The sequence below is a fragment of the Pseudomonas sp. Sample_24 genome (assembly GCF_004307605.1).
Classification (GTDB): Bacteria; Pseudomonadota; Gammaproteobacteria; order Pseudomonadales; family Pseudomonadaceae; genus Aquipseudomonas.
In genome coordinates this window covers 1-12,716 of sequence record NZ_RCNW01000388.1, presented here as the reverse complement: position 1 = coordinate 12,716, position 12,716 = coordinate 1, and the positions used below count along the sequence as shown (strand labels likewise).

General features: G+C 52.7%; 6 protein-coding genes and 1 pseudogene. 4 read left to right on the top strand and 3 right to left on the bottom strand.

The genetic code is table 11. The features are described 5' to 3' along the window. Nucleotides 1–139 precede the first annotated feature (139 nt). From D8V06_RS21765 to D8V06_RS21755, 3 genes are all read right to left on the bottom strand, one after another. On the bottom strand, nt 140–1,540 hold the full coding sequence (locus D8V06_RS21765; protein ID WP_130904883.1) for a PLP-dependent aminotransferase family protein: 1,401 nt from the start codon (nt 1,538–1,540) through the stop codon (nt 140–142). A 37-nt stretch (nt 1,541–1,577) separates the two neighbouring features. Continuing rightward, nucleotides 1,578–3,056, bottom strand: coding sequence for a hypothetical protein (locus D8V06_RS21760; RefSeq protein WP_130931758.1), 1,479 nt, complete (start codon nt 3,054–3,056; stop codon nt 1,578–1,580). A 561-nt stretch (nt 3,057–3,617) separates the two neighbouring features. Then, nucleotides 3,618–4,640: a zinc-dependent alcohol dehydrogenase family protein gene (locus D8V06_RS21755; RefSeq protein WP_056855393.1), complete on the bottom strand. Its 1,023-nt coding sequence runs from the start codon at nt 4,638–4,640 to the stop codon at nt 3,618–3,620. Between the two features lie 269 nt (nt 4,641–4,909). Between D8V06_RS21755 and D8V06_RS21750 the strand changes: the two genes are divergently transcribed. From D8V06_RS21750 to D8V06_RS21735, 4 genes and pseudogenes are all read left to right on the top strand, one after another. Further along, nucleotides 4,910–5,824, top strand: coding sequence for a LysR family transcriptional regulator (locus D8V06_RS21750; protein ID WP_130904885.1), 915 nt, complete (start codon nt 4,910–4,912; stop codon nt 5,822–5,824). A gap of 153 nt (nt 5,825–5,977) precedes the next feature. Continuing rightward, nucleotides 5,978–7,240: a site-specific integrase gene (locus D8V06_RS21745; protein ID WP_130907374.1), complete on the top strand. Its 1,263-nt coding sequence runs from the start codon at nt 5,978–5,980 to the stop codon at nt 7,238–7,240. A 1,137-nt stretch (nt 7,241–8,377) separates the two neighbouring features. Continuing rightward, a pseudogene (locus D8V06_RS21740) lies at nt 8,378–9,549 on the top strand (IS3 family transposase). Nucleotides 9,550–10,043: 494 nt separating this feature from the next. Beyond that, nucleotides 10,044–11,252 (top strand): hypothetical protein, encoded by a 1,209-nt coding sequence (locus D8V06_RS21735; RefSeq protein WP_130907375.1) that lies wholly within the window; start codon nt 10,044–10,046, stop codon nt 11,250–11,252. Nucleotides 11,253–12,716 lie beyond the last annotated feature (1,464 nt).

The following is a 12,716-nucleotide window of genomic DNA, read 5'->3' as shown; positions in this document are numbered from 1 at the left end:
AAAACCTCTGGAATAGAGTGGTTCAGGAATTGGAACGCAGTTTACTGGCAGTTTGACCGTCGCGCGACGTTATCGATCCCGTGCAGGATCGAGCTCAGTGTTATAAAAGTCGAGCATTGCACCAGACAGGGTGTTGCGTTCATTCGATCGACTCCATTCGCAGCGCATCCGCCAGCAGACCCAAGGCGTTCGCCAGATCCTGTTCAGCAACCACGCTATGACTCAATCGCAGATGCTGTGCATGTAACCCCTGGAGGCTGAACAGTTCTCCCGGCGCTATGACCACATGTTGCTTGAGCAGGCGCTGGAATACCCGGCGCACGTTGACCTGCCGTAATGGACGCACCCAGATCGTTGCACCTCCTTGTGGCTCGACGAAATGCAGGGCATCGGCCAAGCGTTCTTGCAATAACTGAATCATCTGCACCTTGCCATCCTTGAGTCGACGCCGCAGCAATTGCAGGTGTTGGTCGATGCGTCCGTTGCTGTACAAGCGGGCAATGGCTTTCTGGCGAATCGCGGACAGGCGGAAAGCGCGCAGCAGGAAATGGCGTTGCAGCTCCACGCGCAAATGGCGCGAAAGTAGATAACCAAAGGGCGCTTCCGGCCCCATTATTTTTTCGAAAGTAGAAAATACGATCAGACGTTCCGGGGCCAGCCACTCGCGAAATCGCGGGCCGCCGGGTTCGAATTCGAGCTCACCGTAGCAGTCGTTCTCCAACACCCAACAGTCATGCTGCTTCAATAACTGCGCAATGGCCTCACGGTTGCCCTCGGATGCCTGGCTGCCACTGGGCGTATTCATGCCGGACGAAAGCATCACCAGGCACACCGGTTCAGTTTCCAGCAGTGTCTTGAGAAGGTCATGATTCAGGCCGCCGTCGGTCATCACCGGCCACTCGATGACCCGGACGCCTGCCGCATCCAACAACCGCAGAATCCCCCAGTCACACGGTGACTCGACCACCACCGTCGCCTCCTTGAGGCCCAGCACGACGATCAGGATTTCCAGCACACCACGAAGGTCCGCCCCGATGTAGACATCTTCAGCGTGCCAGCACCGCACCGGCGAAGTGGTGTAGCGCGCAGCCAATGCCATGCGCAACTCCAGTTCGCCGCAGGGTTGCGAGTGTGCCTGCGGCTGGCGCGGATACTGACGAAGCAACTCTCTTTCCAGCAGCAGCAACGGACTGTCTATGGGCTGCAGCATTGCCGGATCGTCTGTACTCAGTACCAGCATGCCTGGACGGCGGGCGTTGACGTAAACGCTTTCGAGCAAGTCATTCCCGCTGTAGAGCGTATTCGCAGCAGGCACCGGCTGCGCGAAATATCCTGACTTGGCCTCTGAGTACACCCGGCCTTCCTTTTCCAGTAGCGCGTAGGCGTACTGAATGGTCGAGATCGACACATTCAGCCGCACTGCCAGTTGCCGCAATGAAGGCAGGCGAACCCGCGCATCATTGGCTGTTTCGCCGATGAGGTGGGTCAGGTATCGATATACCGCCTGATAGGCAAAGTCGGTAGTACGCGGTCCTTTCATGGACAAGGACCGCGGGCCTGGCAATGACGGCTCACCTTCAACCACCGGCGGACGACTCACCCGGCACGGATGAGTGATAGTCGACCGGATCAGCAACGGCATCGCCGATCACCGGTTCGGCTACCCTGCCCTCCAGTACCGCCACCGACTTCATGCGATAAAGGTCGCAGACGAGATTCACCGGCAGACCACTGACGTCGGTGAGCCATTGCTTGATCTGGTCGGCAACTTGTTGCCCCTGCATGGCCCGATGCAGATCAGGCAATGCCACCATCATGCCTGGGTGGCACTGGCGCAGGAATCGCTCGAGTGTTGCGCCGTTGTCGACAAAAGGCGCAAACAAGAGGCACACCAACTGGGCTTCATTCAAACCCAGGCTTCGTTGCAATTCGGTTGCAGTCCTTGTCCGCTGCTCTGCCAGTGTCACTGGCCGGCCAAAGGTTTCCATCGCCTGTTCGCACAAGCGTTCCGGCAGTTGTTTACGGCGCATCATCACCAACGCCCGTTGCAGGTATTCGCCAATCCCCTCTTCATAGGTACGACCTTGCACGAAGCAGGCATCCAACCCGCGCACGTGGGCGCAAACCGGGAGACTGCTGTAGTCATTGTCACAGAGGTGAGCCGCCAGTTCGTCCGCCTGGAATCCGAGAAATTCGGTAAGCAGCGGCCATCGTTCTTCCAGATTGCTGACCAGCAAATCGTGAATATCAATCAATGTCGCGCGGCGGCAGATTTCAAAATCCTCTGCGGGACGCCAGGGTTGATAACCCGGTTGCGAGTAAAACCGTTGGTAGCCTTGAGCGCCCAGGTCGTCGAGCAGCCGGAACAATCCCTCATAGCCCGGCTCGGGATGCCTGGACATATCGTGGCCGGCCTTGGTGGCAGCCCGTTTCAGACCTTCGATAAATCGCCTCTGTTGGCGCGGCGTATCGTGGCTGATCAGGGCGTCGACGCCATGACTCCAGCGGGTGATTTGCCCGCAGAACTCGCCGGTGGCCAGGTAGCCGTTGTCCCACAGGTCAAGCGGCCCGTCCATGGGCCGCACGTGCCCGATCATCAGCAGGTTGGTGCGTTCGGACTCACGGCCTGCCGCAGACAACGGGGCCACGGGATCGAACGCTACAACCTCGCGGTTATCCACCATCAGAACTTCAACCCGCGGGTCATCGTAGACGAACAAGGCGCTGTAGCTGCGATGAATGTTTTCCAGGGCTGTCTCGCAGGAACTGCCAAGGCGCAGGGTTGCCACGCGCAACTGGAACGTTGCCGGCGCTCGACTGGCGATGGTCAGCTGTGCGGCCCGCAGCAATGCCAGGGAGTAGCAACTGTCACGGGAGCCGGTTTGAATGGCCAATACTTTGAAGTCACCGATCTGCTCCATGCCGCCGGCGGCCACGCCCAGGCGTTGAATCAACAACTGCAATGCCGTGCGTTCGGCCCGGGAAAAGAAACTCAGCAATCGTTGCAGCACTTGTTGATAGACATTGCTCATGGCTTGTTCATGGATATTGGTCATCTATATGTACCTGATACTCGTAGTTCAATATCGCGCACACAGCAGGACGCGGCGCAGGAGGTTGGCCTGAACAGGGTTTGGATACTGGTTATATTGGTAAATGCTAGCACTTAAATGTTCATGTCGACATTTGAGTGCATCGGAGGCTGCGCAGGCCTTGCATCCTGTCGATCAGCCGTGGAGCCCGTATTAACGGGGGCTCACTCCATGCCTTTCGACGTCCTAGGAAATATCCGACAGAGTCCCACAGACATTTAACACAGGAAATAAAGAAAGAAGTAGCCAATAAATTTCCAGCAACTACCGAGACGATCGTTAATGGTTGAATATTTATCAGCAGTGCACATTGAAAAGTATCAGCCTGATACCGGCTCATAGCTCATTCCTTGAGATGAAAGTAATCATTCAATTATCAGGGCTTAGATGCTGATTAGAAGCTACAGATTGAGAGCAAAAACCAGTTCAGTTGCTGAACTGCTCCACTGACAGATCAATGGAAGGTCTCATGTAGGAAAGTACTGAAAGCAAAGAGTCCGTGAAGGCACGGACTCTTTGAGTGGATCAGGCTGGCTCGACCTGGAGCGCAACCCTTTCCCGGCAGGGGCATTCGTCCATGTAGCGGTGAGCCTCGACAAACTCGGCAAACGGAAAGACCCGAGTCTTGAGCGGCAGCACCACGCGGTCGGCGGTCAACTGGTTGATGTCACGCAAGGCCCGTTGCAGTGCAACCTGATCCTGGATGATGCCCAGTTCCGGCTTGCCGGTGAAGTTACCGATACAGTGCACGAAGAACTGAATATTTTTCTGAAACGCTGCGCAAGCCGGGAATGGTGTCTGGTTCCCGCCTTGCAGGCCGTACAGAACCAGGCTGCCACGTGGCGCAAGAACGTCGCCAAGCAGTGACATCTGTGGGCCGCCCAGACCATCGAACACCACATCCACGCCGCGATTGTCAGTGATTTTGTTGATCCGCATCAGCAGATCTTCTTCCTCGGTGACAATCACTTTCTCGGCGCCCAACGACAGCAGGTATTCACGTTCATCCGCCGACTTGGTGGCCGCGATCACCCGCACACCCAAGGCCTTGCCCAACTGGACAAACGAAGGGCCTGCGCAATGGCTGGCGTCAGTGACCAGGGCAAACTGCCCGGGTTTGACCCGTGCCAGATCCGAGTAGGCAAAGTAGGCAATCAATAAAGGCGTGTAATGCACGCTGGCTTCAATCGGGCTGAGCACGTCCGGGTAGCGGGTCAGCGACGTGCGTGGCAGCACAATCAATTCGCCGTAGACCGGGTAATCGTTCGGGCTTTGAGCCGGGAAACTGGCGACCTTGTCACCCACGGCCAGATCATCGACACCCTCACCGACAGCCGTGACGACACCGGCCATTTCCTGGCCAAGGCCGGCAGGCAATTGAGCACGGGAAGACGCCAGGTTTTGCCGCCAGAGTGTGTCGTACCAACTGATGCCAATGGCCTCGACGCGCACCTGCACTTCACCCGGTGCAGGCAGAGCGGCCGCATGCTCTTCGCATTTGAGCACCTCGGCTGGACCAAATTTGTGAAACCGGATCGTGCGGGACATCGCAAACCTCGCCAAATGAACCTCTAATGCCATGAACTCTAGCTGGGCTTTCAACCCAACACTATCTGTGGCTATTAATAGTCGACATGCTTGTCATTGATTCCGCATCAGCGGCAACATCGTCAAATGTCGTAAGAAACTGAAGCAGCCTTTGTAGGAAAACTGAATTACTCGGTGCAGAGTACCAGCCTTTCCCCGTAATATTCCTGCTGGCCATTGTTCTCATATGGCCGCCCACGTCAAGTTTACTGACTCTGCCTGGACTCCAGATGAATCGTAATGACCTGCGTCGTGTCGACCTCAACCTGTTGATCGTATTCGAAACCCTGATGCACGAGCGCAGCGTGACCCGCGCTGCGGAGAAGCTTTTCCTTGGTCAGCCAGCCATCAGTGCGGCGCTTTCGCGCTTGCGTGGGTTGTTCGATGATCCGTTGTTTGTGCGCACTGGCCGCAGCATGGAGCCGTCTGCCCGGGCCGTGGAGATCTTCGCCCTGCTTTCCCCGGCGCTGGATTCCATTTCCACCGCCGTCAGCCGAGCCGCCGAGTTTGACCCGGCCACCAGCACTGCGGTGTTCCGCATCGGTCTTTCCGACGATGTCGAGTTTGCCCTGCTGCCGATGCTGCTCAAGCGCCTGCGGGCCGAATCTCCGGGGATTGTGCTGGTGGTCCGGCGGGTCAATTACATCCTGATGCCGGGATTGTTGGCCTCCGGCGAAATCTCCATTGGCGTCAGCTACACCACCGACTTGCCGGCGAATGCCAAGCGTAAAGTCCTGCGCCGCAGCTCGCCCAAGCTGCTGCGTGCCGATACCGTGCCCGGCCCCTTGAGCCTGGATGACTTCTGCGCGCGGCCTCATGCTCTGGTGTCATTCGCCGGCGACCTCAGCGGCTTTATCGATGAAGAGCTGGAAAAACTGGGACGCAAGCGCCATGTCGTGCTCGCGGTGCCGCAGTTCAACGGGTTGAGCACGCTGCTGAGCGGGACTGACATCGTCGCCACCGTTCCGGACTACACGGCAGAAGCCCTCACGGCCGCGGGTGGTGTACGTGCGGAGGAACCGCCGTTGCCGGTGCGCAGCTTTGAATTGCATATGGCGTGGCGCGGGTCACAGGATAATGATCCGGGTGAGCGCTGGTTGCGATCGCGGATTCAGATGTTTTTCGGGGACCCCAATAGTCTTTAAGCGTTTTCCATAAAAGTCCAAATAAATCTTATTAAACAAGTAATTAGGAGAACAAGCTGTCCATTGCCGTCCGTCGAATTCCACTAGTTTCCTGGAGCCTTGGGGGTATATTAAAAATAAATTTTACCCCAAAGAAAAAACGGTACCCCCAGAATGGCATCAGGCCCGGCCGCTTTTCGACGCAAACTTACCGATACATTCGTCCGAGCGGTAGACCAATCGGGCAAGTACGCGGACGGCGAAGTTCCGGGCCTATTCCTGCAGGTAAGAACGTCGCTAAAGACAGCCAAACCCCCTTCCAAGTATTGGCGATTAAAGTACCGCCTGCACGGCAAGGAGAACTTGTTTGCCGTCGGCCGCTACCCTGACATTGGACTCAAAGAAGCTCGTGATATCGCCAGGGCAGCGCGACGCGACGTGGCTAATCATATTGCGCCCCTCCAGACCAAAACCGCCAAGATCGCGGCGCAGCGTCTCAGCGAGATGCGGACATTCAGGTTTGTGGCCGAACAATGGTTGGAGTTCAAGTCCGCGCAATTGGTGTCTAAATCTCTTTCTGGTTTTCGTGGTGCGCTCGACAATCATATTTTCCCGTCCATCGGCCACAGACCGGTTAGCGAGGTAAAGCTGGAACACATCACCCCAATCATTACCGAACTACGCCGCAAGCGCACCATGGCCATGGCGGCGCGCGTGCGTACCATTATCCGCGCGGTGCTGGGTTTTGCCGAAGGACGTGGCTGGGTGGAGCGCAACGTAGCACTTAGCAACACAGAAGAACTGAAGATCCGCCACATGGTGGTCAGCAACCCTGCCATCGAACGTCCGGCTGACCTGGGCCGGTTTTTGCTGCGCCTGGACGACTGTTGTGATGGCATCGTCACTACAGCTATGCGGCTGCTGGTCCTTCTGCCGGTACGTCCCGGAGAATTAGCTAACATGCGCTGGGAAGACATCGACCTGGTAGGCGCCGACTGGCGTTACGTGGTTAGCAAAACTAAGCATCTCAATCGGGCCAAGCACATTGTGCCGTTGCCGGAGCAAGCATTGGCCTTACTCCGCGGACAGCGCGAGAGCAGTGTGGTGGATGAAGAAGGCTACGGTTGGGTATTTGGCTCGCCTGTTCACCCAGGTAATCCAATTAATCCGACATCCATGCTCAAATCGTTTCAGCGCATCTGGCCGGAATACAAAATTACCGCGCACGGCTTCCGCGCCACCTTCCGAACCATTGCTCACGAGCACTTGGACATTGATCCGATCGTGTTGGAGCTGTCCTTATCCCACCGTATGCCAGGGGCTCTGGGCGCAGTGTATGCACGGGCGCAATTGTTAAGACAACGCCGGGAGGCGGCTCAACAATGGGCGGACTATTTAGATCGGCTACGTATCGACGCATCGCTTGCGGTAAGTTAACCATATCGGCGCCCCCTCCAAGCTAGGGTTTTTAAACGACTGAATCTGCTACTACCTGAGCGCTTTCAGAGGCGACGCTTGCTGCTTGGCTTGCTATCAATACTGGTTAATCTCGCAACCTCTACTGAACTGTTCGGTTGCAACTAACCTTGCGAAACTCACTTATTACCATGGTCATTTGCAATTCTGCGACCAAAACGAGCATCGGCGACTGCGGCTCCATCGAATTTGAATGCACAATTGATGTAGCTGCGGGATGTGCAATTGGCTAAATTATGAGCGAAAAAAACGCCAACGGACATCGCGCCTCTAACTCTACTCGAAGGGTAGCCAAAAATTCCAGCCGTGTTAAGCATCGTGATACCAACCCGAGATTTCCGCCTATAGGCATTGCGCCAATGCGCAGTTCGTGCATTCTAGTCGTCCCTCCAACCAGGCGAAGCCCACCCTTCCGAAGCAACACCCGCTGTGTGCGATTACACCCTTGGCCGATCTGCTCGACGCGACCAATGTTGCGCGCCCATCATTTAATTGATACCGCAGGCGTTACTGGCAATCTTGACCCAGCTTTCAAGGTAGCACCAACGATCGCGAATCTATCGCGGTTCATGCAGCATCAAGTTCTTTCATATCAGGTGGGCGGGGGCGCCTGCTAGTAAAGTCCACGCTCAGCCCCAAAAAACAACCTAGTATCTCTTCTGTTGCGCAGAAATATGCAAAGTGAAGACTTTCCCTACATACAGCGGTCGCTACATTCTATTGAATTTACATTGAAAGCCCGCGTACACCGACCAAAGGAAGGCACATACGCTGTGTCGAGGTACGCGATCTTTCACTCCCTGTGTGTTTTTTTGCCCACATCTCTCCCCCAGAGCTGTGGGTATTTTTTTGAAGCTTGAAATTTAACGTACTATATCCCGATGACGACTTGAATACTTCGGGAATGAGTGAGTTATCCAATGTCTTGCCCCCAGAGCATAGCTTTTCGGACGTCGTTCTTGCGCATACCTTACGCCTGTTTTCTCGGGATGAAGACGACTTAGCACTATGGATCCCGCAGCGTACGATTCTTTATTGTAGTGGTCTAATGAAGCGACACCCATTTAGGCGAGAGTGCTCGCCAGATCGAGGTGTTAGATGACCAAGCAACGCCGTTCCTTTCCTGCTGAATTCAAACGCGAGGCTGCCGACCTCGTGCTCAAACAAAACTACAGCTACATCAAAGCCAGCCATTCGCTCGGTATTGGCGAGTCGGCCCTACGCCGATGGGTTGATGAGGTTCAGCAGGAGCGCCAAGGCGTCACACCGCAGAGCAAAGTATTGACCCCGGAACAACAGAAAATCCTGGAGCTGGAAGCTCGAATTGCCCGCCTTGAACGGGAAAAATCGATACTTAAAAAGGCTACCGCGCTCTTGATGTCGGAAGATCACGAGCGTACGCGCTGAGCCATCATGTGAGCGTCCATGAGCCGGTTGATTGGCTGTGCAAGGTGCTTGAGAAGTCGCTCATTCGTGCTACTACGCCCAGCGCCTTAGACGCCGCACGCCAGATGTCGAACGGCTTCGGCTGCGCAGCCGGGTGAGCGAGTTGTTCACGCAAAGTCGTAGCGCTGCCGGCAGCCGCAGCATCTTGTCGCTGATGCTTGAAGACGGTGAGACGCTCGGTCTGTTCAAAGTGCGCAGCTTGATGCGCGAGCTTGATTTAGTCAGCAAACAACCCGGTTCACACGCCTGCAAACGAGCGACGGTAGAGCGACTCGATATCCCGAACATCTAGAATAGGGAGCTCGATGTTCCGACACCCAACCAGGTGTGGTGCGACGATATCACCTAAATCTGGGCTGAAGGGAAATGGCACTGCCTGGCGGTCGTGCTGGATCTTTGCACGCGCCGGGTGGTGGGCTGGGCTTTGTCGGAAAAGCCGGACGCCGTATCTGGCTATCAAGGCGCTTGAAATGACTGACGAGCAACTAGGAAGACCGCAGAGCCTGCTGTTTCACTCGGATCAAGGGTCGCAGTATGCGAGTCGTTTATTTCGCCAGCGGTTGCGGCGTAATCGCTGGCGCCAGAGCATGAGTCGCCGGGGGAATTGCTGGGACAATGCGCCAATGGAGCGCGTTTTCCGCAGCTTGAACACGGAATGGATACCGACCACGGGTTACAGAACAGCTCAAGAAGCCCAGCTTGATGTATTGGTACAACTGGGTTCGACCCCATCAATTCAACGGCGGGCTGGCGCTAGCTCGGGCCGAGAAAAACTTAACGTGGTCTCCGGGATTAGTTGCCCTACATTGTTGCATTCAAACTGACCATAATGAGTTCAACGAATCAACCGAGATGAGCGTCTTAAAACGAATTCATCCCGCATTCGACTTTATCTCCTCGCGACAATCAGTATCACTGATATCTCCCGGCTTACAGCTAATACACGTCGTGCATAATACATAGACAAGCTCAACAATTGCGCCTGACGCCTATCGAATGTAACCCGTACAGCAATCATATACAAACTCGCTTATCCTGACATTGTGATTTATCACGCCTTATCGACCGTTAAAGCAGTCGCTCGGGTGATTTAACAGGATCTTAAAACTTATACATTTTCAAATTTTAAAATTGAAAGTAAGTGCCTGCCACTATCAAGACCCACTACACCAGCCTTCACCTTTAAAACTTGTTCATTCGAATGACCACCATTTCAGTGAATCCGAAAATCAGGATTTGACTACAGACATGGCGCACACGGGCGCATAAATTAACAAAACCGAATCGATCAGCTTGCGTTTAATACAAGGCATTACCAATGGCAAAATTAACGATGCAAAACGAACTTACAGGGGAGTTCAAAGATGCCCCTATAGGGCTTTCCTGGACCACTCTTTTTTTCGGTTTCTTTCCCGCTTTAATCAGAAAGGATTGGAAAAATGCGTTAATTCTTGCCGTTTTTGGCCCGCTGTCGCTAGGCCTGTTATTTATCATCTACTGGCTTTCGTATAACAAGCTTTATATCAACGAACTTCTGAAGAATGGTTACAAGATAAGCATTGCAAGTGATAGCTCGGCGATCAATCTAATGGCGGGCATAACTCCCTCACTCGCCAATGATGCCATATTTAACGCAACCAAATTTCAAGCACAAAAATTTAAACTAAGATTTTATTCCTGCAGTGTTTTCGCCCTTATAGCAGGACTCGGCCTAGTGAATCATATCCATACATATCAGTTTCCCTATAATATTATTGGCGAGTCGCCCCGTGACTCCGCCTTGCATGCAGCCGCCACTATTCCACCAGAGGTCATCAGCAAAGAAGCATTAAATTTTACAAAAAACATACTAGCCGAAGACATTACTGCAACATTGAGTGGAGTCGCTAGCCTTATCCCAGAGTTTGCGCCAAAGGCTATTGGTAAGCCGTTAAATAGCTTAGAGCTGTCTCATATCTACAATTCAAACCAGGTTGTGGCCAATAGAAAACTAAAAAACAAAACGATCATTATAACAGGTGAAGTCATTTCTATTAGCGCGACGCCGACTGATACTGTGTTACTCGGACTGCAAAGCGCGAACGAGTCGATAAACATAGTCAGCGAGCTCTCCAAGCCTGCAGAGAGAGCGGTCGAAGCGTTGCGCACAGGTGATACAATCACTTTAGTATGCGTTGTGGAAGGTATTATTAACCCCTCAATATCATTGGGCAACTGCCAACCGCTGACGATGTTTGCAGAAACGGCGGCCGAAGCGCAGGTTATCAAACTTGAGAACTGGTTATCTCACGGCGGCAAATCGCCTTTTGAATTCGACTCGAACGTCTCCAACGCCATGGCTTTATTGTATTTTTTAGGAACCGTACTTCCGAAAGGTCACACTTGCAGAGAAACAATAGACTGGCAAAAATGCACAAGCGCATTTAGCCTCAAAAAAATATTTGATACCAATGGCGACGATATAAATCAATGTATCGATCGCTGGCGTGAATGGCTTCAACTTCCTAAGAGCATGCATTCTGCGTGATCTCTTATCTATCATTGAACTCCTTTATCGCGCCAAATTCTGGCATAATATTTTTTATTAAAGACTGCAATAGAATGGCTGTCACTTCTTGGAGAGCGCGATAAATCCAGGTAAATTTGGTCCGAGACAGGTGTAGATACATGCACAACACCATAGTCTATTTATGCACCATAATATCGAACATAACCCGCATAGTTCCATGTCATTTTTTCGGAGCACAATTTTTTAGGGCGCTAGTTCTTGAAGAGGTTCGCCGCGTTGGCAATTTGTCCCGCGTTATTATGTAATAGTCTCTGCGCGTTTTTTAGTATTTTGAGAAACCCCCTACAGCCATGGCCTGGTTGCCCATTAATAATGCGATAGCTGGGAATGGTCCTAGCATCGTGCATACGAAGGCTCATATGGACTCCGGTTTTCGAAAAACTATTAGCCGCTCGCATCCCCATGGTTCCCAACATTGCCATAATATGGTCGAAAATTTGCAAGCCATCGACAGCGTCACTTTTCTAACTGGTGTAAAAAACGTAACTCGAGAACTAATTGAACGCTATTTAATCGCCAACAATATTTACCCTCACGCAATTAAAGATATAAATCTCGTCGCAGTGCTTACTGCCACAGATCCGCTCTCGAACGTACCTGAGTTCATGATTATCTCCTCTCGAATCAGCGAAGAAATAAAGATCATCGAAAACGGACACCGTTTAACATCTAAGAAAAAATGTGAAATTTCTATGTTAATAGCGGAGTTGCGATATTTGATCCCCTTGCAGCCGAGCAGATTGGAAGTTTTAAAAACGGACTTAGAGCAGCGCAGAAAATTGTCCATTAGAAACAATGCGATAGCGTTCTTCATTCTACTGTTCGTTTTTTTTCCATTATCGCCATGGCCGCTTTTAAATATCTACACATCTATTAAGCGTAGGGACGCTGCATACAGGCACGAGGCGGAAATCCTAATGCGGGACATTCATCGAATTTAGCATGTAGGTGTATTGTTATACACGTTTCCTTCCCAGCTGTCGCATCCGCGACAGCTGGGGGATTAATGTATTTTATAGCACTTGCACTTTTCGTACCCCTCCGCGATTAATCGCTCAGCGAGACCAGGATGGTTTTTTCTGACACTCGTCACCTTGCTCGTACGTAAATATTTAAACAGAGTTTCGCCACATTCTTTATGTAATATTTTTTCTATTGCAAACGTCGCGATTGTTTTCCCACCGTTCTCCACTCTTCCCTTTTAGCGGGCCATTCGCGATACGTCGCTAAATTTTTGGCCAAACATAATTTCCCGCCCCCCCCCCGGTTCACGGTGATTCATTAACGGCTAGATCAGTTACAAGTTGCTCAGCGTAGAAAAATAAAATTTTTTGCACCCAGTTGGAATTATCAATAAAGCCCCAAATAACCCGCAAACCGGTGAGCCAGTCAAAATCAAGGCCAGCAACACAGTTGCCTTCA